At 71.5% G+C, this 23,066-nt stretch carries 19 protein-coding genes and 1 pseudogene; 8 read left to right on the top strand and 12 right to left on the bottom strand.

The features are described 5' to 3' along the window. Positions 1–26: 26 nt before the first annotated feature. Entirely contained in the window at positions 27–1,391 is a 1,365-nt protein-coding gene (locus tag ACH4T9_RS30175) for a glutamine synthetase family protein (RefSeq protein ID WP_396674710.1), read from the bottom strand. A gap of 85 nt (positions 1,392–1,476) precedes the next feature. Beyond that, positions 1,477–1,959 carry a MarR family winged helix-turn-helix transcriptional regulator gene (locus tag ACH4T9_RS30170; protein ID WP_396674708.1) on the bottom strand — a complete coding sequence of 161 codons (483 nt, stop codon included), beginning with the start codon at positions 1,957–1,959 and terminating at the stop codon, positions 1,477–1,479. A 91-nt stretch (positions 1,960–2,050) separates the two neighbouring features. On the opposite strand from ACH4T9_RS30170, the gene ACH4T9_RS30165 reads away from it, so the two are divergent. Further along, entirely contained in the window at positions 2,051–2,908 is an 858-nt protein-coding gene (locus tag ACH4T9_RS30165; protein WP_396674706.1) for a haloalkane dehalogenase, read from the top strand. Positions 2,909–2,943: 35 nt separating this feature from the next. Here ACH4T9_RS30165 and ACH4T9_RS30160 read toward each other — a convergent pair whose 3' ends face one another. The 3 genes from ACH4T9_RS30160 to ACH4T9_RS30150 all read right to left on the bottom strand — a co-directional run bounded on the left by ACH4T9_RS30160 (position 2,944) and on the right by ACH4T9_RS30150 (position 3,762). After that, positions 2,944–3,243: a hypothetical protein gene (locus tag ACH4T9_RS30160; RefSeq protein WP_396674705.1), complete on the bottom strand. Its 300-nt coding sequence runs from the start codon at positions 3,241–3,243 to the stop codon at positions 2,944–2,946. Continuing rightward, a complete protein-coding gene (locus ACH4T9_RS30155; protein ID WP_396674703.1) occupies positions 3,236–3,427 on the bottom strand; it encodes a hypothetical protein in 192 nt (63 codons plus the stop codon). The genes ACH4T9_RS30160 and ACH4T9_RS30155 overlap by 8 nt, the downstream gene beginning before the upstream one ends. A 77-nt stretch (positions 3,428–3,504) precedes the next feature. After that, the gene (locus tag ACH4T9_RS30150) at positions 3,505–3,762 is read right to left on the bottom strand and encodes a hypothetical protein (RefSeq protein WP_396674701.1); all 258 of its coding nucleotides are present in this window, start codon (positions 3,760–3,762) and stop codon (positions 3,505–3,507) included. Positions 3,763–4,167: 405 nt separating this feature from the next. Here ACH4T9_RS30150 and ACH4T9_RS30145 point away from each other — a divergent pair, with 405 nt between their 5' ends. Both ACH4T9_RS30145 and ACH4T9_RS30140 read left to right on the top strand, forming a co-directional pair. Next, complete coding sequence (locus tag ACH4T9_RS30145) at positions 4,168–4,965, top strand: helix-turn-helix transcriptional regulator (protein ID WP_396674699.1); 798 nt, start codon at positions 4,168–4,170, stop codon at positions 4,963–4,965. After that, positions 4,956–5,156, top strand: a complete 201-nt coding sequence (locus tag ACH4T9_RS30140) for a DUF397 domain-containing protein (protein ID WP_396674697.1) — start codon at positions 4,956–4,958, stop codon at positions 5,154–5,156. Before ACH4T9_RS30145 ends, ACH4T9_RS30140 begins: the two co-directional genes overlap by 10 nt. Before the next feature lie 144 nt (positions 5,157–5,300). Here the strand turns inward: ACH4T9_RS30140 and ACH4T9_RS30135 are convergent, their stop codons facing one another. Together ACH4T9_RS30135 and ACH4T9_RS30130 are read right to left on the bottom strand one after the other, a co-directional pair. Then, the gene (locus ACH4T9_RS30135; RefSeq protein ID WP_396674695.1) at positions 5,301–12,194 is read right to left on the bottom strand and encodes a LamG-like jellyroll fold domain-containing protein; all 6,894 of its coding nucleotides are present in this window, start codon (positions 12,192–12,194) and stop codon (positions 5,301–5,303) included. Positions 12,195–13,047: 853 nt separating this feature from the next. Beyond that, on the bottom strand, positions 13,048–13,251 hold the full coding sequence (locus tag ACH4T9_RS30130; protein ID WP_396674780.1) for a hypothetical protein: 204 nt from the start codon (positions 13,249–13,251) through the stop codon (positions 13,048–13,050). A 154-nt stretch (positions 13,252–13,405) separates the two neighbouring features. Here ACH4T9_RS30130 and ACH4T9_RS30125 point away from each other — a divergent pair, with 154 nt between their 5' ends. Further along, positions 13,406–13,993: an AAA family ATPase gene (locus ACH4T9_RS30125; RefSeq protein WP_396674693.1), complete on the top strand. Its 588-nt coding sequence runs from the start codon at positions 13,406–13,408 to the stop codon at positions 13,991–13,993. A gap of 126 nt (positions 13,994–14,119) precedes the next feature. Here the strand turns inward: ACH4T9_RS30125 and ACH4T9_RS30120 are convergent, their stop codons facing one another. Next, on the bottom strand, positions 14,120–15,025 hold the full coding sequence (locus ACH4T9_RS30120; RefSeq protein ID WP_396674691.1) for an aldo/keto reductase: 906 nt from the start codon (positions 15,023–15,025) through the stop codon (positions 14,120–14,122). 59 nt (positions 15,026–15,084) lie between these two features. Here ACH4T9_RS30120 and ACH4T9_RS30115 point away from each other — a divergent pair, with 59 nt between their 5' ends. Further along, positions 15,085–15,468, top strand: coding sequence for a MerR family transcriptional regulator (locus ACH4T9_RS30115; RefSeq protein WP_396674689.1), 384 nt, complete (start codon positions 15,085–15,087; stop codon positions 15,466–15,468). A 299-nt stretch (positions 15,469–15,767) separates the two neighbouring features. Here the strand turns inward: ACH4T9_RS30115 and ACH4T9_RS30110 are convergent, their stop codons facing one another. The 4 genes from ACH4T9_RS30110 to pcaF all read right to left on the bottom strand — a co-directional run bounded on the left by ACH4T9_RS30110 (position 15,768) and on the right by pcaF (position 20,625). After that, positions 15,768–16,268: a DUF456 domain-containing protein gene (locus ACH4T9_RS30110; protein WP_396674687.1), complete on the bottom strand. Its 501-nt coding sequence runs from the start codon at positions 16,266–16,268 to the stop codon at positions 15,768–15,770. Further along, positions 16,265–18,442 carry a putative bifunctional diguanylate cyclase/phosphodiesterase gene (locus ACH4T9_RS30105; protein WP_396674685.1) on the bottom strand — a complete coding sequence of 726 codons (2,178 nt, stop codon included), beginning with the start codon at positions 18,440–18,442 and terminating at the stop codon, positions 16,265–16,267. Before ACH4T9_RS30105 ends, ACH4T9_RS30110 begins: the two co-directional genes overlap by 4 nt. A 6-nt stretch (positions 18,443–18,448) precedes the next feature. Next, positions 18,449–19,261, bottom strand: a complete 813-nt coding sequence (locus ACH4T9_RS30100) for an SAM-dependent methyltransferase (protein ID WP_396674683.1) — start codon at positions 19,259–19,261, stop codon at positions 18,449–18,451. Between the two features lie 158 nt (positions 19,262–19,419). Next, a complete protein-coding gene (gene pcaF / locus ACH4T9_RS30095; protein ID WP_396674681.1) occupies positions 19,420–20,625 on the bottom strand; it encodes a 3-oxoadipyl-CoA thiolase in 1,206 nt (401 codons plus the stop codon). A 113-nt stretch (positions 20,626–20,738) separates the two neighbouring features. Here pcaF and ACH4T9_RS30090 point away from each other — a divergent pair, with 113 nt between their 5' ends. From ACH4T9_RS30090 to ACH4T9_RS30080, 3 genes and pseudogenes are all read left to right on the top strand, one after another. Continuing rightward, on the top strand, positions 20,739–21,704 hold the full coding sequence (locus ACH4T9_RS30090) for a glutathione S-transferase family protein (protein ID WP_396674679.1): 966 nt from the start codon (positions 20,739–20,741) through the stop codon (positions 21,702–21,704). Further along, positions 21,697–22,434 (top strand): DUF998 domain-containing protein, encoded by a 738-nt coding sequence (locus ACH4T9_RS30085; protein ID WP_396674677.1) that lies wholly within the window; start codon positions 21,697–21,699, stop codon positions 22,432–22,434. Before ACH4T9_RS30090 ends, ACH4T9_RS30085 begins: the two co-directional genes overlap by 8 nt. 169 nt (positions 22,435–22,603) lie before the next feature. Then, positions 22,604–23,066, top strand: a pseudogene (locus tag ACH4T9_RS30080) (hypothetical protein); the annotation flags it as partial.

Genomic DNA, 23,066 nt, shown 5'->3' with positions numbered 1-23,066 from the left:
GGGCCAAAAGTGCAAGATCGCGGGGGTCAGAGGCGTTCGAAGCCACGGGTCAGTTCCCAGTCCGTGACTGCGGCGTCGAAGGCGGTCAGCTCCACGCGCGCCTGGTTGGCGTAGTGGGCGTGGACCTCGTCGCCGAAGACGGCTCTCGCGATCGTCGAGGACTCCCATAGGGACAGGGCGTCGCGCAGGGTGGCCGGCACCCGCTCGGCGGCCGGGTCGTCGTACGCGTTGCCGGTGCACTCCGCACCCAACTCCAGCTCGCGTTCGATGCCGTGCACCGCGCCGGCCACCAGCGCGGCGATCGCCAGGTACGGGTTGACGTCCGCGCCGGGCACCCGGTTCTCCACCCGCATCCCCTCGCCGTGGCCGACCAGCCGCAGCGCGCAGGTGCGGTTGTCGGTGCCCCAGCGCAGCGCGGTCGGAGCGAACGAGCCGGGCTGGTACCGCTTGTACGAGTTGATGTTCGGGGCGAACAGCAGGCTGAACTCGCGCATGGTGTCCAGCAGCCCGGCCAGCACCCGCTGCCCGGTGACGCTGAGGTGCGCCGGGCCCTCGCCGAGCATGGCGGAGCGGCCGTCGGCGTCGCGCAGCGAGAAGTGGATGTGGCAGGAGTTGCCCTCCCGCTCGTTCGGCTTGGCCATGAAGGTGATCGACATGCCCTCCTGGGCGGCGATCTCCTTCGCCCCGTTCTTGTAGATCACGTGATGGTCGGCGCAGGCCACCGCCTCGTCGTAGCGGAAGGCGATCTCGTGCTGGCCGAGGTTGCACTCGCCCTTGGCGCTCTCCGGGGTCAGGCCCGCGCCGGCCATCTCGGTGCGGATGCGGCGCAGCAGCGGCTCGACCCGGGAGGTGCCGAGGAGCGAGTAGTCCACGTTGTACTGGTTCGCCGGGGTCAGCTCGCGGTAGCCGCGCCGCCAGGCGTCCTCGTACGAGTCGCGGTAGAGGACGAACTCCAGCTCCGTGCCGGCGTACGCGGTCAGCCCGTGCGCGGCGAGCCGGTCGAGCTGGCGGCGCAGGATCTGCCGGGGCGAGGCGACCACCGGCCCGGACCCGTCCGGCCACGCCAGGTCGGCCAGGAGCATCGCCGTGCCCGGTTGCCACGGCACCCGGCGCAGCGTGTCCATGTCGGGCACCATGGCGAGGTCGCCGTAGCCGCGCTCCCAGCTCGACATCGCGTACCCGTCGACGGTGTTCATGTCGACGTCCACGGCGAGCAGGTAGTCGCAACCCTCGCTGCCGTTCTCCACCACCTGGTCGAGGAAGAACGGCGCGTGGAACCGCTTGCCCTGCAACCGGCCCTGCATGTCGACCAGCGCCAGCACCACCGTGTCGAGCTTGCCGGCGGCGACGGCGGCCCGTAACTCTTCGAGGGACAGGGGTGCTCTGCTCATGCGCGGGCCTCCATCACCAAGGTCTACTGCCTGACCGGATCACCGTCAATGCCCCGCCGCGACGCGCCGGCAAACACCGCGCGGTTCACCCGTCGCGGCTCCGGCCGTACACCAGGGCGGCGAGCAACCGGGTGAGTTGCTCGCGTTCCGGCGGGGTCAGGGGTGCGAGCACCTCGTCCTCCACGTCGGCGAGCAGCCCGTCCAGCTTGCGGAGCTGGCGGCGGCCCGGCCCGGTGAGGGTGACGACGTTGCGGCGGCGGTCGGCGGGATCGGGCGCGCGGTCCACCAGCCCCCGGTCGGTCAGCTCGTTGAGCACCGCGACCATGTCGCTGCGGTAGATGCCGGTGCGGCTGCTCAGCTCCGCCTGGCTCGCGGGGCCGGCCTCGTCCAGGGCGGCGAGCACCGCGTAGTGCCACTTGCGGGCGTCCACGCGGGCCAGTTCCTCGTTCACCCGACGGTCCGAGTGGATCGCCGCCAGGGACAGCAGCCGCGTCGGCAGGTTACGCAGCCGCGCGGGGGCGGCCGACCGGTCGGCGGCGCGCGTCGGCTCGGACCCGCTGTCGCTCATGCCACGAGCATACCCCTTGCGTTAGTCACACTAACGAATTAGCTTCGGCGGGCAGAACCGTTAGTGAGACGAACGATTGAGGGGCCCCGCCATGCCGGTGACGACCGTCCTGGACTCGACGATGTACCACGAGGAGGCCGGCAGCGGCCCGGCCTTCGTATTCCTGCACGGCAACCCCGGCTCGTCCCGGCTGTGGCGCAACGTGCTGCCCGCGCTCGACCTGCCCGCCCGGCTGCTCGCCCCCGACCTGATCGGAATGGGCCGCTCCGGCAAGCCTGACCTGCCGTACCGTTTCGCCGACCACGCCCGCTACCTCGACGCCTGGTTCGACCGACTGGGCCTGGACGAGGTGGTGCTCGTCGGCCACGACTGGGGCGGCTCGCTCGCCTTCGACCGGGCCGCCCGGCACCCCGACCGGGTGCGCGGCGTGGCCTTCCTGGAGACGATCGTGCGGCCGATGTCCTGGGCCGAGCTGGGCCAGGGGCCCCGGGCGCGCGCCGAGGCCATGCGCGGGCCGCAGGGCGAGGCCCTCGTGCTCGACAGCGACTTCTTCCTGGACTCGGCCTACACCGGCGGGGTGCTGCACCCGCTGACCGAGGCGGAGCTGGACGCCTACCGGGCGCCCTACCCGACCCGGGAGAGCCGCCGCCCGCTGCTGGAGTGGGCCCGCTCGCTGCCGCTCGACGGCGAGCCGGCCGACGTCGCCGAGCGGGTGGCCGGGTACGGGCACTGGCTGGCCACGAGCGACGTGCCGAAGCTGCTGCTCACCTTCGACTCCTCGCCCACCCTGCTCATCGGCCCGGAGCAGGCCGACTGGTGCGCGGCGCACCTGGCGGCCCTGGAGACGGAGCACTGCGGCCCGGCCGGCCACCACGCGCCCGAGGACCGGCCCGACGCCATCGCCGCAGCGATCGCCCGGTGGGCACGACGGCACACCCTGGCACGCTGACCACGCCCCGCCGGTCGGCGAGGACTGAGCCTTCCTCAACGCCTGCCGGTCACGCTGGGTCGCCGGACGGGGCCGGGAGGCGCTGTCGACGGGCTCGGGGCGGCGGTCAGCCACCGTAGCCCCGGCGGCTGGACATAGATCGAGCGGCGGGCCACGGCATCGCCCTTGGCGTCGATCTGGTATCCGTCCAGCCACAGCCACCCGTGGTAGGTGTGCCAGTCGTCGTGGACGCGGATGACCCGGAAGACGATGGGCCGGACGAACTGGACGCTGGCGGCACGGGTGACGTGCAGGAGATCCCCGCACTGCGGCTTCCTGGGCCCGGCCTCAGGCATCGCCGCTGCGCTGCTCGCCCTGCGCCGGCAGGACCATGTCGAGCCACCCCAGGTGCCGCAGCTCCATGTCCGGATCGGGCGGCAGGCCACGCCGCTTCCGCTCGTCAACCCCCAGGCGGTACCAGTCACCCAGGTACGCCACGAGTAGTTCCCCCCGGCCGGCGAACTCGACGAGACTCGCCAACTGGCGCTCGAAGCACGGCCACGGCCTGCCGCAGGTGAGACACGGGCCGCCGGCGTGCCTCGGCGGGTGGCGGCCCGTCACAGCTCCCGCGCCCCCGGCTCCAGCCGGACCGGCGGGTCGTCGATGATCGCCTGCACCCGGACCATGACGACGCGCTCCCGCCACGGCGTGCCGTCGGGACGCAGCTCCAGCCCTTCCAGCCGCACCCACCGCGACGCCAGGAAGTTCGCGTACCGGGGGACGTACGTGACCTTCAACCATAGGACGGTCTGCCCGATGCAGTAGTCGCACGGCTGAAGGGTCAGCACGTCGCCCGTGGCGACGAGCGGGTTCACTCCCGACCCCCGCCGATCCTCGGGAAGATCGGGGGCGGCACCAACGGCCCGATGGGGCCGGGAATGTACGGCGCGGGCTCGACAGGCCGATCCGGCTTCGGCTTCGTGTCCGGCTTCGGCTTCGGCTCCGGTCGGCGGGCCTGCTGCCAGCCTCCATGGTGTCCGCTCATTCTCTCCCCCTCCTCGCCGCACAAGGTGGGGGTCGCCAGCTCTGGGAAGGACCGGGCGACCCCCCGGCGCAGAACCCGCCCCCGCCGTAAGGCCAGAAGCGGGTCCGCGTAGTGACAGTCTGGTGAGGACACCGTTACCGTCGATACGCGCTCGCCCGGTCCGCGCAGGTCGGAGGGCTGGTCGAGCGACCAAGCGAGACACACCCGACGAGGCTGAGCAAAAATTGGGGGACTGATGGGTACGGCCACAAACTATGTGCTCGGAGAGCTACGACTGTTCCGCGCGTCGCTCGGGGCCAGCCAGGAGGAATTCGGCCGGGCCATCGGGTACTCCGGCTCCCATGTCAGCTCGGTCGAGACGGGCGGTCGCCCGCCGACGAAGGAGTACATGAAGACGATCGACGACCAGTACAACCTCGGTGACCGGTTCGGTCGGATGCTCCGCGAGCTGGCCAAGCTTGACGCCGAGCCGGTCTGGCTGCGCGAGTGGATCGAGTTCGAGCGCGAGGCGACCACGCTGCGATGGTTCGAGTTGTCCTACCTTCCCGGCCTGCTCCAGACGGAGCGGTACGCGCGGGCAACGCTGGCCGGCGGCCGGTTCACCGCCGACGAGGTCGAGCGGATCGTCACGTCCAGGTTGGCGCGGCAGGAGGTCCTGGAGCGCGACCGCCCGCCGCAGTTCATCGCTGTCGTGGACGAGAGCGTGCTTCGCCGGCCCGTGCTCGATCAGCCGGGGCTCATGGCGGAACAGCTCGACCACCTGGCCGGGCAGGCGCTGCGGGAACACATCCAGGTGCATGTCGTGCCGGTGGACGCCGGGATGTACCTGGGGCTGGCCGGTCAGTTCATCATCGCCGAGCTGCCCAACGGCGCGCGAGTGGCCCACGCGGACAACCAGCTCAGCGCGCAGATCGTCGATGCGCCCGCCGATGTTGCTAGGCTGGCGAAGACGTGGGAGATCGTGCGGAACGAGACGCTTCCCCGCCGGCAGTCAATCGAGCTGATCAAGGAAGTGGCGAAGTCATGGACGTGATGACCCCACAGTGGCGGAAGTCGACCAGGTCCGGCGGCAACGGCGGGTCCTGCGTCGAGGTCTCGGACAACATGCCGGGCGTCGTGCTGGTGCGCGACACCAAGGACCGCGACGGCGGCACCCTCCACCTCACCCCCGGCACCTGGCAGTCCTTCGTCGACCTGGCGAAGAAGATCGGCCCCAGGAGCTGATCCTCCGAACGAAGAGAAGTCCCCCAGCGTGAAGCGAAGCTGGGGGACTTCCTCGTTCGAGGCCCCGGCGCACCGATTGGCTGCGCCGGGGGCCGCCGGCCTTGAGGTACCTACGGGCCGATCACCTCGGCCCAGGTCGCGAGGTCACCGGTCGATGCCGAAGTAGCGGGCGACGTGCACGGTGATCTCCTGGGCGTACGGGGTGAGCCGGTACAGCTTCTTGGTGAGTGCCTCGGTGGTGGCTGCGGTCAGGTTGGCGAGGTTGGCGACGTTCGCCGGGTTGCTCCTGATGTTGGATTCGAGGGTCTGGATCAGGTCGTAGATGCTGCTGAAGCCTTCGCCCTGCAGGGCCTTGGCCAGGGACGGCGGGGCGCTGGGAGAGGCGGCGACGGGGTCGAGCAGGCGGCTGACGAAGGTGACCCGGTGGAAGACCCGCCAGCAGGGTGGTTTCTGGTCGGCCTGATTGGCTTGGCGTAGGGCGGCGGCCTGGGGCGAGGTGGCGAGCCAGAGCGGGTCGACGATCTTGCCGTAGAAGTCTTCGAAGTTGTCCTTGGTGACGTCGAGGTAGAAGGTCATGAACCGGTAGGCGTCGACCCTGCCGGGGCTGGTGACGGGCTGGTTGGTGGTGGGGTCGTAGACGGGGGTCTCGCCGTTGTTGTATCGCTGGAGGTCCCGGCCGCCGGTGCAGGCGACGTCGAGCCCGAACGTCCTGCTGGATGACTTGGACCTGGTGCGGGTGACGCTGGTGCCGCCGCCGATGCTGGCCTCGAAGCCCATCTTCGCGCCGCCGGCGGCTCCGGAGAGTTCGAACATGCCGCCGCCGCTGAGGGTGCCCTTGATCGAGTAGGAGCCGCCGGTGGTTTCGGTCACCGAATCGGTGGATTCGGTGGATTCGGCGAAGAAGCCGCCGCCGGCGGTCCAGACGTAGGTGTTGGCCAGGTTGCGGCGGGCCGACGACCTGTTGGCGACCTCCTTGGCCTTCTCCGCGGTCCGGTTGGGAGCGTGGGTCTCCGTGGACACCGAGTCGTAGTAGCTCTGCAACTGTTGGGCCTGGCGCTCGACGCGGCGCTTGAGGGCGTACGCCTCGCGGGGTTTGAAGTAGCTGTACTCCGCGCCGTCACCGGCGGTCGGATAGTGGGCGGGGTCGGGGAAGGGGCCGGCCAGCCCGTAGCCGACGAGCCCGTCGAGGGTGCCCTGCTTCGTGTACAGGGGGTTGATCTGGAACTCGATGATGTTCCAGTCCCGGGGAATGTCGGGGTTGGGCATCATCCGGTAGGCGACCAGCGCCCCGGTGTGTTCGAGGCGCAGCGCGAAGACGTCCGCGGTCTCGGACTGGACGAGGGCGTAGCCGGTGTTGGCCGGTACCCAGCGCTGGCCGGCGGCCGGGTTGAGCGGGCGGTTCGGGTCCTCCCACGCGCCGCTGAGCGCGACGGTGCTGGTGCGGGTGGTGTTGCTGCCTTCGGACACCTCGGCCTCGCTGGTCCAGCCGTTGGAATAGTCGAGGCCGAACTCCAGGTTGCCCTCCAGGGAGAGTTTGGCGAGCGGTTGAGCCGTGCCCACACCGAGGGGCGCGGTGATCGACAGGATGTCGGCCGAGACCTCCCAGGAGAACTTCAGTTTCGCCGAGACGTCCATGCTGGTCTCTTTGCTGGACGACAGCGTGTTGGTGACCTCCTCGGCCTGGACGAAGGAGACGGTGGCGGCGTCGATGTAGTCGTCGGTGCCCGGACGCTTGACGAGGTTCTCCGAGGGCACCGGCGGCGCACCCTCGATGTAGCCGACGAGTTGCGGGTCGAACTGGGCCTGGCCGACCCACTTGCTGACCAGGTTGCCGACCTTGTAACCGGTGATGAGGTACCAGCGTCCGGCCTGCTGGTAGGTGTAGGAGCGTTTCATCACGCCCTGCATGCCACGGTGCGGGATCCGTTGGACGTCGGCGTACTCGGCGACGGCGGGAGAGTTGCCGATGACATCGTGGAAGGCGGTCCGGATGCCGGTCAGCGCCGAGCGGACCTCCGCGGTGTCGGTCGAGACGGGTGCCGTGGAGAGCACGATGGTGGGCTCGCTGCCGGTGGCGGTGACCAGGTTGTTCCCGCGCGGTCCGGCGTCGAGGACCGGTGCGCCGGTGGCGGTCGAGGCGGCGTCGAACGGGTAGTAGCAGACGAGGTCCTCGGACTCGCCGCGCAGTCGGGTGAAGGCGTTGTCGAGGATCTGTTCGCCGGTCCGTGCGGTCTGCCACACCCGGATCTCGTCGAGGGTGCCGGCGTAGGCGTCGCGCATGATGTTGCCGGTGGTCGTGTAGCCACCGATGGTGAACTGTTCGGGTCCGTAGCCGGCGGTGACGAGGGCGTCGGTGGCCGGGATCGGGTCGGCGGGGGTCGCGTCGCCGTTGCAGTAGAGCCGGAACAGGTTGCCGTTCGGGTCCGGTGTCTTGACCCAGGCGGCACCGTGCAGCCTGCCGGGGTAGGCGCCGGTGACGTCGGCGGTGGTGTTCCCGGCGTCCTCCGGGAACGTCCACTGGGCGACCAGTCCCGGCGTGCTCTCGGTGACCGTCGCGCCGATCTTCGCCGCTTCCCGGGCCACGTTCCACAGCCGCACCTCGCTGAGCACGCCGCGCAGCCCGTACCCGGTCTGGCCGCTGCGGTAGCGGCCGATTTCGAGGAGCCCGTCGTTGCCCGTCGGCGCCGGGCCGCTGAGATTGGAGGAGCCTGCCGCAGCGCCGTTCACGTAGAACTGGATCTCCGACGCATTGCCGTTCGAGATGGCTTTGCGGACGACCGCGACCCGGGTGAACCCGCCTGCCTGCAGTTTGGTCGTGGAGACGGCGGTGCCCGGCTGGGTGGCCGAGGTGTTCTCGTAGGTGAAGGCCAGCGCCCCGTCGGGCTGCACGTAGAGGGTGTACGGCACCGTCCCGCCGGCACCATCGGCCAGCCCGCCCTTGCAGACGAGTCCGTGGGTGTGGCCCAACGCGTCGAGCCGAAGGGACAACTCGATCGTCAGGTCGCCTGTGACGTCGAGGGCGTCGGCCCGGCCGGCGTCGAGCCACGCTGCGCCGTCGAAGCGCAGCGCCCAGTCCTGCTCGAAGACCGCCGCCAGGTGGCCCCACTGGCCGGCCGGGTAGACGTCCCGGCTGCGCACGAGCTGGTCGCCCACTCCGGCGAGGATCTTGTAGCCGGGAAACTGGGAGCTGACCACCCTGGGGTTTCCGGCGATGGTGGCGTCGTTGCCCCGTCCGGTCAGGTCCGTGGTCCGGCGGCCGGTGAAGTTCCAGTAGCCGAGCAGGCCGGTCTCCCGCCCGGTCAGCCGACGGTCCTTGTCCGCCGTCAACTCCTCCGGGGTACGGACGCGGCTCCAGATCCGCACCTCGTCGAACTGGGCGTACGCCCTGAGGTCCCAGTTTTGGCAGGCGATCCGGCCGAGCAGGAGCTTGCCGGTGCCGGTGAAGTGCCCGGTGGCGGTGCGGCGGCCGACCTCCACACCGTCCCGGTAGATGATCTGGAGACGGTTGGTGCCCTCCCGGTCGTACACGCACGCCCAGTGATGCCAGTTCTGGTCACTGGAGGACGACGCGTTCAGGTTGTCGTTGTAGAAATCCATCGAGAAGACGTTGCCGGAGCGGAACCCGATGTGCAGGTACTGGTCCGTCGCGCCGGTCGTGCCGAGGCCGACGATGAAGTCTTCCCGGCCGGTTGTCAGGCGCCTGGCCCAGAACTCCACGGTGAAGGAGGTGCTGGTCAGGTCGATGCCGGTGCCGCAGTCGAGGTAGTCACCGCTCCCGTTGAGTTCGAGCGCCGAGGGGTAGGACGCGCCGGACACGCCGAGGGTGTATCGGGTGGTGGGGCTGCCGGGCAGGTTGGCGTGCACGATGCGGCTCTGCGTGCCGGCCGGGTTGGCCCAGGCTTCCAGGGTGAGATCGCCGGTCATCGCCGCCCGAGGCTGTTGGGCGGCCGGAAGAGCGAGCCGCTTGGTGCCGTCGAACCCGAACGCGCGCCCGGGGGCGTTGCCCTGCCAGCGGTTGCCCCGCCCGGCTACGACGTCGGCGGCCGTGCCGTTGGGCACCGCGCCGGTGGCCGCACCGGCGGCGACCGCGACGATCAGCGAGCCGCCGCCAAGCCGCGCCCCGGGGCGGCTGGACGTGGCCGAGGCGTAGTCGTAGACGACCGTCCGCACCTGGGCGCCCGCCGCCACCGTGCCCGGGGCCGTGGTCAGGGTGAAGCTGGAGACGGCGGGCACGGCGTCCCGAAGCTGGTAGACCGCCCCGGCCACACTGACCTTGGTGCCCGCCGCCAGGCCAGCGGCCAACGGTGCGGTGAGGGTGACGGTGCTGGCCTGGACCGAGGCGACCGTCCCCAGCAGGTCCCCGGCCGGGGTGCCGTTGAGGACGGCCGCGAACTGGTCGGCCCGGCGGGGCACCGCGTTGAACGTCTCGGTGTGGGTCGTGTTGTTCGCCGTACGGGTGACCACCACCGTGCAGCGATCGGCGTCCGGACCCGCCGACACGGTGAAACCCAGCTCGGGCAGGGCGACCCCGGTGTCCCGGCTGGTCAGCGTCAGCCGACCGGACGGAAGCATGATCTTCTTGGCCGCCCGGGAGGCGGTGACGTCGTAGTAGACGGAGAAGAACTGCCCGTCCACACCGCGGAAGTACAGCACCACCTCGCCGGTCGCGCTGTCGAGCAGGACCGGGGTGTTACGGCTCCACGCGAACGCCAGCACCGCGCCGAAGATGCTCAGCCCGGCGTTGTCGACGGCGACTGTCGGCATCGCCAGCACGACGTCGTCGCCGCCCTGCAACCCTCCGCTGAGCGCGGCCAGTATGGCCTGCCGGTCCACCAGCAGCGTCTGGTCCCGGGCCAGTTGCGCCTTCGCGTCCTCCTGTGACCGGAGGGCGGCGTTGCGGGCCGAGGATGCCGAGTTCAGCGACCCGAGCAGACTGTTCGCTCGACCCGAACGCTCGTGGGGCCAGACGAACCATCCCTCGTCGTAGGAGTAGTCGGAGTTCACGAAGGCCCAGTACCTGTTGTTCCAGTACTGGTACCCCGGGTCCGCGTCCCGTACCGCCTGGTCTGCCTGGTCGAGGAGCTGCTGGTCGAGAACCAGCTTCGCCTGCGTGGCCGTGACCGCGTCCTGGGCCGCGCTGAGCACGTCCATGTCCTTGGTCGGGTCGGGACGCCCGATGGTGGACAGCGTGACCGACCGGGGTACCTGCGCGAGCCGGCCGTCGGCGGCGAGGGCGAGGTCGAGGGTCGCGAGCAGCGGATTGCCGCCCGGGGCGGCGGCGTCGGCCGTCGGGCACGCCAGCAGGACCCGCGCCTGCCGCTTCGCCGGGCTGGGCTGCTCGGCGTAGCCGGCGGTGGTCTCTTCCTGCTGGAAGTACAGCGCTGCGGCCACCCCGGAGGTGAGCGACCGGCCCGCGAAACCGAACGTCTCCCGGGACAGCCCCGGGCTGTCGCCCACCGGCGCGCCCGAGGTCACCCACGCCGCGCCGCCCCTCACGGTGCCGTTGAACCCGTTGTCGGTGTGGTCGGCGACGCTGGTCCCACCGCCCTCGTCGAAGCGGTAGTAGGCGACGAGGCCGGGCTCGACGCCGGCGAGGCGGCGACGGAAGTCGCGGGCCAGATCGGCGGCCGTCCGCGCCTGGCTCCAGATCCGCACCTCGTCGACATCACCACGGAAGAACTCGGCGGCGGTGGTCCCCGACCGCCGGGCACCGACATACGTCACCACCCCGGCGGAGGAGGGAGTGAACGACATCGAGCCGTTGGCCACCTCGACGCCGTCGACGTACAACCGGCCCTTGGCCCCGGTGCCGCCGGTGAACACCGCCGCGACGTGAGCGAAACGACTGGTCGACACCGCCGCCTCCGGCGAGGTGACCGTGTTGCCGGTACCGGGATGGGTCAACACCAGCGCCTTGGCGGAGGTCAGCCGCAGCGTGAACGACCCCGCCTGCGTCCCGTCCCCGGCGGCCACGATGACCCCACCGGCGGCGGCCGGATTGACCCACGCCTCCACCGTGTACGCACCCTGCAGCCGCGCGCTCGGCGTACTCCCCAGGTCGAGGTGGTCGTCCTGGCCGTCCAGCCGCAGCGCGGTCCCCGCCCGGTCGGTCGGCAGCGGCACCGGCACCAGCGGCTTCTTCGTGAACGGGTCCGCCCCGGGCTCACGCTCCAGCACCGAGGCCGCGTACCTCGGGTCCGGGCTGGTGTAAAACTGGGTTCCCGCCAGGTTGAACAGCCCGTCGTCGGCCCGCTCGACGTTGAACCCGTCGATGCGGCCGGTCACCGCGTTCACGGCGAACAGCTGCCACCGCGACACCTCGTTGACCTGGGTCGGCAGCAGCATCACCGCGAACTCGCCGTCGGTGACGTTACGGACGAACGACAACTGCCGGGTGGGCTCGTAGAACGGGTTGCCGTCCAGGTCCCGGGTGCCCAGGGTGTCACCCGTGGAGGCCGGCGAGGTCTTGGTCCGGCTGCGCCGGTAGCGCACCTCAAGCACCGGCTTGACCGTCGCGCCCACCTGCACGAAGCGGTCGCACAGGACCGTGCGGGCCACCACCGGCACCTTGGCCCCGCCCGCCTGGGCGTAGTCCGTCCGGCTTCCATCCCCGGAAGCGCCGCCGCCGGCCAGCCGGAACAGCGCGTCCGGGTGCGTCTCGTCGACCGACTGGCGGAACAGCATCAGGTACCTGCCGTCCGAGACGACCTGGAACGGCGCCTGGCCGCCCAGCCGGGCCGTCGTGGACAGGAACGCGTCCAGGTCCTCGGGCTGGAGCTGCGTCCCGGCGCCCACCTCGGCCCGCCCGCCCAGCCGCACCGCCGGCACCCCGACCGTCTCGCCGCCACCGAAGCCGACCTCGGTGATCTCGTTCGGGAAGGTGAGCAGTGGCGGGTTGTCGTTCCAGTACGAACTGTCGATCTCGCCTCGCTCGCGGCTGCCCAGGTCCAGGTTCAACACGTTGTAGTAGATGCGCCGGGAGTCATCCATCGCGAACGCCACCGTCGTGCCCTGGTGACGCACCATCGTCGTGTACACGTAATTCCTGTCGCTGTAAACCCTGACCAGATTCTTGTTCGGCATTCACTCCCCCAAGTCGATGAATCACACATTGGGCGCAAGAAACTGCAGAATCGGCCCGGACGCGCACCGGGCCGATTCCTTTCGGAACATGGTCTACCTCGGATTCCATATCACCTGTCCGGAACCCGTGAAGTTACGACGAATCGACGCCGGAATCGACGCCGGGGACCTGCCCCAATTCTTCGAGCGAACAGGGGCCTCTGAGAGGTTATTCAGGCGGCCCGCACGGTGTCATCGACGCTGCCATGGTTGGGAATTGCGGCACCGATCGGCCCCGCTGCCTGCTGTGACGTCGTTCGCCACCCGCCTCGATGGCCAGTCCTTATTTCCACCCCTTCCCCGCAGTGGCATTCCTGATTCTCGGATGCCGCGTTGTATACGTCAAGGGGTGGCTCGCATTCCCGACTCGACGTCAGCCATAATGTCAGGAATAGAGCATGTCGGGAGATGTCCGACCGATAGCGACTCCAACAAAGCGGACGCAGCAGTGGAAACTCCGGCAAAGTCTTCAGCCTTTGGATTCGCTCAACGAGCACGCTATTTCTCGCGCCGATCAAACGCAATGACACGGCATTCCCGCCGCTGGGAATACCGGTAGTCGGGCGAAACGCGCGCATCGACCGGACCTGGCAGTGGTCGAGACGAACCTCGGGCCTGACACGTTCTGGAAGAGCATTCCTCGATCGCCCACCGACCCCCGGAAACCCACTCGCCACACCGGTTCAGTGGGCGACGAGCAAGGTGCCGCGTCACGTACGGCGATCCGCCCCGCGCCGCCACCCCGAACGCACCCGGCGACCGCCGACGCTCACGCGCACAGCAGGCCCGCGACCCCCTGCGCCGGCAGGACCATGTCGAGCCACCCGAGGTGCCGCAGCTCCATGTCCGGGTCGGGCGGCAGCCCGCGTCGCTTCCGCTCGTCGCGCCCGCCGATGTTGGCTAGGCTGGCGAGAACGTGGGAGATCGTGCGGAACGAGGCGCTCCCCCGCCGGCAGTCGAACGAGCTGATCAAGGAAGTGGCGAAGTGGCCCCCGGCACGACGCTGAGGGCCTTTCTTCGCGCCCGCCCACCTCACGCCACTCAACGGGGAGCGATCTGGCCTTGCACGGCTACCGAGCGTCGAGTACGACCGGCGTACGACGTCCCGTCCCGCCGCGAGCGCGGCCATGAGCGACCTGGCGCGGAGTAGACCGACTCTTGTCGTGGTCAGCGGGCCGCCCGGCGCGGGCAAGACCACGCTCGCCCATCGGCTCGCCCGGCGGATCGGCTGTCCGGCGATCTGCCGGGACGAGATCAAGGAGGGCATGGTCCACGCGGCCGGTGACTTCATCGCCGCGCCGAGCGACGCGCTGACCCTGCGCACGCTGCCGACGTTCTTCCAGGTGCTGGAACTGCTCCTGACGTCAGGTGTCACGACGGTGGCCGAGGCGGCCTTCCAGGACCGGCTCTGGCGTCCCCACCTGCGGCCCCTGGCCGGCCTTGCCGACATCCGGGTCGTGCATTGCCAGATCGCGGCCGGGATCGCCTGGGACCGCATCCGGCAGCGGCAGAACGAGAACCCCGCGCGGCGCGCACACGCCGACGCGTCCCTCGGCGAGCAGCAGGTGCACGCGGTCGGCCACGGCAGCTTCGACCGCGTCCGACTCGACGTGCCCGAGCTCGAAGTGGACACCAGCGACGGCTACCGACCCGGCCTCGACGAGATCGCCGACTTCGTGCAGCTGGGCAGGGCCCCCACCGTCGTGCTTCCGTGATCGTGTGACGACTCCGTCGTACTCCGTTCGGGGCCCCGCCCGGTGGCCCGCCCACCCGCCCTCGGTCAGTGCGACGTCGTAGGGGCAGTCGCCGACGTGGGCCGGGGCCGGGCCACCGGGTCGGGCTCACGCGGCCGATTCGGCCTGCTCGGCGATGGTGTCCAGCCGGGCGATCTGCTCGTCGGTGAGCGCGATGTCGAGCGCGCCGAGGTTCTCGTCGAGGTGTTTCGGTGAGGTGGTGCCGGGGATCGGCACGATGTTCGGGGAGCGGTGCAGCAGCCAGGCCAGGGCCGTCTGCGCGGGGGTGGCGCCGACCTCGGAGGCGACCTTCGCGACCGGGCTGTCGTTGGTGGCGTGGCCTCCGATGGCGATGGGGAAGAACGGCAGGAAGGCGATGCCGCGCTCCGCGGTGAAGTCGACCACCGCATCGTGCTCGCGGTGGGCCAGGTTGTACCAGTTCTGCACGGACGCTATCGGCGCGACCTGGAGTGCCTCGCGCAACTGGTCGACGGTCACCTCGGACAGGCCGATGTGGCGGACCTTGCCCTCCTGCTGCAGCTGCCTGAGCGCGCCGATCTGGTCCGCGAGGGGGACCTCGGAGTCGATGCGGTGCAGTTGCAGCAGGTCGATCCGCTCGACCTTGAGCCGGCGCAGGCTGAGCTCGGCCTGCTGACGCAGGTAGGCAGGATGACCGACGGGCACCCACTCGGCCGGGCTCGGCCGGGTCATGCCGATCTTCGTGGCGATCACGACGCCGTCCCGGTACGGGTGCAGCGCCTCGGCGATGAGCTCCTCGCTGCCGCCCAGGGCGTAGGCGTCGGCGGTGTCGATCAGCTGCACGCCGCGCTCGACGGCGTGGCGCAAGATCGTGATGGCGTCGGCGCGCGGTGTCGGAGGCCGCCAGACGATGGCCTCGGTCGCGGGGATGTCGGGGGTGTCGGACAGTCGCATGGTGCCGTAGCCGATCCGGCTGACTGTCAGGTCGCCGCCGATACCGGTGTTTCGGCTGTTGGTGCTCTGTGTGGTGGTCATGTCGGTAACGCTAGAATCTCTCATCGGTGTCAGATTCAAGTGGATGGGAGGGGGATCACATGCGAATCGGTGAGCTGGCCCGCCGTACCGGCGTCAGCGTTCGCCTGCTGCGGTACTACGAGGAGCAGGGGTTGCTGACGCCCGAGCACCGGGAGGGAGGGCACCGCCGCTACGGGCCCGGCGCACCGTTGACTGTCGGGCATATCCGCAGGCTGCTGCGTGCCGGCCTACCCACGAGCGTCATCCGCGACGTCCTGCCATGCGTCGACGGCGACGGTCAGGTCGCGCCGTGCATGCTGGAGGTGCTCCAGTACCGCCTGGGGGAACTCGACGAGCAGCTGACCACTCTCCAGGAAAGCCGGTCCGCTCTGGCCCAGATCGTCTCCGTCGCCCAAGAGGACCAGCGCTCCGCTCCGGCCAACGCACCAGCACTGGCCGGATAGCCCGACTGCCTCATGCTCGGTGCGGACAGGGCCAATGCCCGCCGCCCCAGAAACGGACCACCCCCGCGTGAGCACCAAGACGAAGCCAGCACAGTGCGGGATTGGGGCCCACGGCGCTCACGCGCGCGGCGTACCCAAATTGCCTTGCCCCCAGCGGTGCTCCGGCGCATCCTTGAGCCTGTGACCAGGCCCGATCCGGACGGGCCCCGCCGGGCGCTCGGCAACGCCCGGCACGCGGCGGCGCGGGGTGTTCACCTCTCTCTCACGTACGGCGATCCGCCCCCGCCGCCGCACCACGCTCACGCGAACAGCAGGCCCGCGATCCAGAGCACGCCGATCACCAGGCCGGCGAGGAACTCGACCAGCATCGACAGGCCGGCGGCCTTGAGCGCCTGCACCGTCGACGGCCAGGCGAGCTGGTTGCTGCCCAGCCGCAGCCGCTCGGCACCCCACACCCCGCCGACGAAGCCGACCACCAGGCCCACCACCGGGATCACGAAGAACCCGACCAGCCCCAGCACGCCGCCGGCCAGCAGGGACGACGTCGGCACCCCGGCGCTTTTCAGGTTGCGCCCCGGCCACAGGTACTTGACCACGGCACCGCCGACTGCGACCACGGTGGCGGCGGCCAGCACCAGCCAGCGACCCGCCCCGGCGTCGCCGAACAGCGCCCACACCAGCACCCCGCCCCAGCACAACGGCAGCGCGGGCAGCCCCGGCACCACCACCCCGGCCAGCCCGGCCACGATGGCCAGCGCGGCCACCACCGAGACGACCGTCTGCGAGTCCGTCAGGCTCATGCCACTCCCTCTGGGGAATCGTCGCCGCGCAGCCGGGCGGTGATCACGTCGGCCGGGGCCGGGGCACCGAACCAGCACCCCTGCCCGGTGTCGCAGCGCAACGCGCGCAGCCGCTCGGCCTGCGCCTGGGTCTCCACCGCCTCGGCGGTGACCCACAGCTCCAGGGCGTGCGCCAGCCGGACCAGCGCGTCCACGATCCGCTCGTCCCGGTGGTCGGCCGGGTCCAGCGGGTCGTCCGCCCGGATCCCCTCCACGAACGGCCCCGCCAGCTTGAGGCAGTGGATGGGCAGCCGCCGCAGGTACGCCAGGTTCGAGTATCCGGTGCCGAAGTCGTCGATCGCCAGCCGTACGCCGAGGTCGGCCAGCTGGCGCAGCGACCGCAGCGGCTCCCCCGGGGTGCCCATCACGGCGCTCTCGGTCAGCTCCAACTGGAGCAGGCCGGCGGGCAGCCCGGTGCGGCTCAGCGCGCTCGCCACCGTGTCGACGATGCCCGGGTCGTCGGCCTGCCGCGCGGCCAGGTTGACGCTGACCACCAGCTTCGCCTCCGGGAACTCCCGGTGCCACGCCTCGGCGTCGCGGCACGCCTGCCGGAGCACCCACTCGCCGAGCCGGACGATCAGGCCGGTCTCCTCGGCCAGCCCGATGAACCGGTCCGGCCCGACCAGCCCCAGCTCCGGGTGCTGCCAGCGGACCAGCGCCTCGACGGCCACCATCGAGGAGTTCCACAGCGACACGATCGGCTGGTAGTGCACGACGAACTCGCCCCGGTCCAGCGCCGCGGGCAGGCCGGCGACGAGCGCCGAACGGGCGATGTCCTGGGCGCTGCGCTCGGGGTCGTAGACCGCCCACCGGCCGCGCCCCTCCGCCTTCGCCCAGTACAGGGTGGTGTCGGCGGCCTTCATCAGCTCCGACGCGCTGGTCTCGGCGCACAGGCAGTCCACGATGCCGATGCTGGCCGACACCGCGAGCTGCTGGTCACCGACGTGCACCGGGGCGGAGACCGCCGCGAGGGCCATCTCCGCGACGCCCACCGCGTCGTCGATGCCGTCACCGCCGTCGACGAGGATGACGAACTCGTCGCCGCCCATCCGGGCGACCAGGTGGCCGTGCCCGGCGACGCACTCGGCCAGCCGCCGGGCGATCACAACCAGCAGCCGGTCGCCGAGGTCGTGCCCGAGGCTGTCGTTGACCGCCTTGAAGCCGTCCAGGTCGAGGAAACAGACCCCGATCCGGTGGTCCGGGCCGGCGTCGCCGAGCACCTCGCCGAGGGTCTCGAAGAACAGCGTCCGGTTGGGCAGGCCGGTGAGCGGGTCGTGCAGGGCCTGGAAGCGCAGCCGCTGCTCCAGTTCGTACCGCTCGGTGATGTCCTCGATCATCGCCACGGTGAAGCGCGGCCGTCCGTCGTCGTACCGGATCAGCGAGACGGCCAGGTCCGTCCACACCACACTGCCGTCCTTGCGGTGGTAGCGCTTCTTCACCCGGGCCGAGTCGTGCTTGCCCCCGATCAGCTCCTGGTACAGCTCCCACATTCCGGCCGCGTCGTCGGCGTGGAACAGCCCCGCCACGTTGGTGTGCCGCAGTTCCTCGGCGGAGTAGCCGAGCATGTCGGCGAAGGACTGGTTGACTTCGATGATCTGCCCGTCTGTGCCGGCGATGCCGATCCCGATCGCCGCCCCGGTGAAGAGCGCCCGGAACCGCGCCTCGCTGTCCCGCAGGGCCTGTTCGACGTCGTCCCGGGCCTGCCACGCGCTGCGGGCGATGCGTTCCTGCTGGGCGAAGGTGCGGGCGCGCAGCGCCCGGGCGAACCCCCCGGCGAGAGCGCCCTGGAGGGCGGCGACCCGTTCGGCCGTGCCGGGCCGGGCCTCGTGGCCCGGCAGCACCTGGGCCGCGAACCGTTCCCCGAGCGCGGTGACCGACCAGTCCAGGAGCCCGGGCTCGGTCAGGTGTGCCTCGACCAGCGCCCGGCCGACGTCCTCGGCGGGCTGGGCGGAGAACGCCTCGGCGAGCAGCGCCTGGGCCAGCCGTACCGTGTGCACGAGCAGGAGCCGTTCGGTCTCGTCGGCGCTCAGCGGCACGAACCCGACACGGCGTGCCACGCGGGTCCACCCGGCGGCGTACGCCTGGGCGCCGGCCCGGCTGAGTTGCTCGCCCCCGGGCTCCGGCACGGCTGTCATGTCCGCCTAGCCGGCTGGCTGGTCGTACCGGGCGACACCGCCGAACGCGCCGAACCGCTCGGGATGGTCGTCCACGTCGGACGGCGAGTCTGGTCGCCACAGCGGCATGTGCACCACGCCCGGCTCCAGGATCGTCCAGTCGCCGAAGAAGCCGGTGACCTCGGCCCGGGAGCGCAGGGTGATCTCGGTGTCGGTGCGCGCCGACAGGCGCTGCGCGTCCAGCATCTCCTGCGGCTGGTCCTCGAACGTGGAGTGGGAGACGACCAGGAAGCTGCCGGGGACGGCGGCGGCCCGCAGGGTGGCCAGGACGTCGGCGGGACGGTCGGCGTCCGGGACGAAGTGCACCACCCCGGCGAGCAGGATGCCGACCGGGCGGCCGAAGTCGAGCAGGCCCGAGGCCCGGCACTCGGCGAGGATGCGCTCCGGCTCCCGCAGGTCGGCATGGATGACGCCGGTCAGGTCGTTGCCGGCCAGCAGCTCCCGGCTGTGCGCCACGGCCACCGGGTCGATGTCGACGTAGACCACCCGGGCCTTCGGGTTCGCGCCCTGGGCCACCTCGTGGACATTGCCCACGGTGGGAATCCCCGAGCCGATGTCGAGAAACTGGTCGATGCCGGCGTCGAGCAGCACCCGGACCGCGCGGCGCAGGAACTCCCGGCCGGCGCGCATCGTGGCGGGCAGGTTCGGCGTCATGCCGGCGATCTGCTCGGCCAGCCTCCGGTCGATCTCGAAGTTGTGCGCGCCGCCGAGGAAGTAGTCGTAAACCCGGGCCGCGCTCGGCCGGCTCAGGTCGATCTCGGTGGGAAGTCCGTCCGGCATGTGTCGCTCCCGCCAATCGTCGCCGCGCCACGGGCCGCGCCGGCCGCCGGGTGCGCCGCACCCGACGGTGGCCGGCCGACCCGCAGGTCTGTGGTGGTCCACACTCTAAGCCGCAGACTCCACGGTAGGCGAGATCCGATCCGGCCGCCCGGTACCGGTCAGCCGACTGACTCCAGCATCAGCGAGATGCCCTGCCCCACCCCTACGCACATGGTGGCGAGCGCCCGCCGGCCACCCCGGCGGCGCAGCTCCAGCGCGGCGGTGAGCGCCAGCCGGGCCCCGCTGGCCCCCAGCGGGTGCCCCAGGGCGATCGCGCCGCCGTTGGGGTTGACGTGCTCGGCGTCCTCGGGCAGGCCCAGCTCGCGCAGCACCGCCACCGACTGGGCGGCGAACGCCTCGTTCAGCTCGATCACGTCGACCCGGTCGAGGCCGACGCCGAGCCGGTCGAGCAGCCGGCGGGTCGCCGGCACCGGCCCGATCCCCATCACCCGGGGCGGCACCCCGGCGGCGGCGGCGCCGGTGACCCGGGCCAGCGGGGTCAGCCCGTACCGGGCCACCGCCGCCTCGCTCGCCACCAGCAGGGCGACCGCGCCGTCGTTGACGCCGGAGGAGTTGCCGGCGGTCACCGTGCCGCCGGCCCGGAACGGGGTAGGCAGCGCGGCCAGCTTCTCCAGCGAGGTCTCCCGGGGGTGCTCGTCGACCTCGACCAGCCTCGTCTCGCGCCGCCCGGCCGGCACGGTCACCGGCACGATCTCCTCGGCGAACCGGCCGCCGGCCTGCGCCCTGGCGGCCCGCTGCTGCGACCGGTACGCGAACGCGTCCTGCGCGGCGCGCTCGACGCCATACTCGGCGGCCACGTTCTCGGCGGTCTCGGGCATCGAGTCGATGCCCCACTCCTTCTCCATCAGCGGGTTGACCAGCCGCCAGCCGATCGTGGTGTCGTACACCTCGGGGGCCCGGGAGAACGCCGAGGTGGCCTTCGGCATGACGAACGGCGCGCGGCTCATGCTCTCCACCCCGCCGGCCACGAGCAGATCCGCCTCCCCGGCGACGATCTGCCGGGCGGCGGTGGCCAGCGCGTCCAGGCCGGAGCCGCAGAGCCGGTTCACGGTGCTGCCGGGCACCTCGCCGGGCAGCCCGGCCAGCAGCGCGGCCATCCGGGCCACGTTGCGGTTGTCCTCGCCGGCCTGGTTGGCGCAGCCGAGCACCACGTCGTCGACCCGGGCCCAGTCGACCGACGGGTGCCGGGCGACCAGTTCGCGGATCACGTGCGCGGCGAGGTCGTCGGGGCGTACCCCGGACAGCGCGCCGGCGTACCGGCCGATCGAGGTGCGGACACCGGCCACGAGATATGCCACGGTCATCGACGTAGTCCTTCGGGGTGGGAAGGCCGGCACGGAGCCGCCGGGTCACGGGGCCGCCGGGTCACGGCGACGCGGGCCAGGATATCCGCGCGGAGAGCCGATAGGTTGTCGGCATGGCCCGGGCCCAGTTCAGCGCAGAGACCTCCGGCAGCGGGGAGTTCGTCCGCCAACCCAACCGGTTCACCGGGCGGGTCACCCCCGACTCCGACTCCCCGCCCGGCGGCGGGCCGGACGCCCAGGGCCGGTGGCCACTCGAAGCCGGCCGGTACCGCCTCGTCTGGTGCCGGGCCTGCCCGTGGGCGCACCGGGCCCGGATCGTGCTCGGCCTGCTCGGCCTGGACGACGCGATCTCGCTCGCCACGGTCGACCCGATCCGCGACGAGCGGGGCTGGCGGTTCACCCTCGACCCCGGCGGCCGGGACCCGGCTCTCGGCATCTCGTACCTGTCGGAGGCGTACCTGGCGACCGACCCGGGATACACCGGCCGGGTGACCGTGCCGGCCCTGGTCGACACGCTCACCGGACGGGTGGTCAGCAACGACTACCCGCAGCTCACCCTGGACCTGTCCACGCAGTGGCGCAGCCTGCACCGCCCCGGCGCGCCGGACCTCTACCCGGCCGGGCTGCGCGACGAGCTGGACGCGTTGATGGCCGAGATCCACCGCGACGTCAACAACGGCGTCTACCGGTGCGGCTTCGCCACCTCCCAGGCCGCGTACGACGAGGCGTTCACCGCGCTGTTCGCCCGGCTCGACGCGCTGTCGGAGCGGCTGGCGGGCCGGCGCTACCTGCTGGGCGACGCGATCACCGAGGCCGACGTGCGGCTGTTCACCACGCTGGTCCGGTTCGACGCGGCGTACCACGGGCACTTCAAGTGCAACCGGCACAAGCTGACCGAGCTGCCGGTGCTGTGGGCGTACGCCCGGGACCTCTTCCAGACCCCCGGGTTCGGCGAAACGGTCGACTTCGACCACATCAAGCGGCACTACTACGGCACCCACCCGGCGATCAACCCGACCGGGATCGTGCCGCTGGGCCCGGACACCTCCGGCTGGACCGCGCCGCACGGGCGTGGCTGACCGGCGTCGACCGACCCCGGCCGAGCAGGCCGGTGCCCGACGCCGGCCGGGCGGTCCCGCCACGGCCCCGGCATCACCCGCGTCCCGGGTCGCCGCCGCGTCGGCCGCAGCCGCCGCCGGCTGCCTCCTGGCCGGCGTGGTCGCGGTGACGGTCGCCGTGGTCGCCGGTCCGGGCCCGGGCCTGACCGGGTACGTCAGCGAGGCGGGCGTCACCGACAGCGGGTACGCCGCGACGTACCGGATCGGGGTGTTCGCCCTGGCCGGCGCGCTGCTGCTGCTCGCTACGGCGCTGCCGGCGGCGGCGCGGGTCGCGGCCGGCCTGCTCGCCGCCGGCGGCGTGTGCACGGCGCTCTCCGGCGCGGTGACGTGCAGCGCCGGCTGCCCGCTGCCGCCGTTCGAGCGGGCCACGATGGCCGACCTGGTGCACGGCGGGGCGAGCATCGCGGCGACGGCGGCCGTGGTGTTCGCGATGCTGGCGGTGCTGTTCACCCCGGCCGTGGCAGCCCGGCTGCGGTGGCTCGCCGCCTGCGGCGCGGCGGTGTCGCTGCCGCTGGCCGGGGCGGTGGGGCTGGCGATGCTCGTCGTCGGCCGGGGCAACCTGGTCGGCGTCCTGGAGCGGGTGCTGCTCGCGGTGTGCGCCGCCTGGGGCCTGGCCACCGCCCTCGCCCTCGCCCGGCACCTGGGCGCGGGGGGCGGCCCTGGCCGGAAGCGCCCGGGGCGAACCGACTGATCACGAATCGGTAACGATGAATGTCCAGCGAGACGAGCAAAAGCATCGCAGTGAGTCCGAAAGGGACAACCAGCGGCCACGGAGACGCTTTCCGAAGTCGGTCACGGCTGCTTCACTGTCCGCTCATCGGACGCCATTCGCGTCCCCGCACGGGGGAGTTCACTTCGTCATGCCCGAAAGACGATCACCACGACTTCTGATCGCGTCCTCGGCGGCGGCAACGCTGTTCCTCGGCACCGCCGGGGTCGCCCTGCCCGGCACGCCAGTCGCCGCCGCGCCCGCAGCCGCCAAGCCGGCACCGACCTCACTGGGCGTCGACCAGGCCGTGGCGCAGGCCCGCCGCACGGGCAGACCGGTCGAGGCCACCGCCGCCGGCACGTCCACCGCCACCCTCACCGCCCGCCCCGACGGCACCATCGAGCTCACCCAAACCGCCCTACCCACCCGCACCCGCGTCGACGGCAAGTGGAAAAACCTCGACCCCACCCTCATCCAGCACCCCGACGGCAGCATCACCCCGGCGGTGACCACCAACCTGGTCCGCCTCTCCCCCGGCGGCACCGGCCCCCTCGCCGAACTGACCAGCGGCGACCGCGCCCTGTCACTCGCCACCCCCATGCCCCTACCCAAAC

This window comes from Micromonospora sp. NPDC020750, assembly GCF_044334565.1.
GTDB lineage: Bacteria > Actinomycetota > Actinomycetes > Mycobacteriales > Micromonosporaceae > Micromonospora.
The sequence above is the reverse complement of the archived record's forward strand: the minus strand, read 5'-3'. Positions and strand labels throughout refer to the sequence as shown.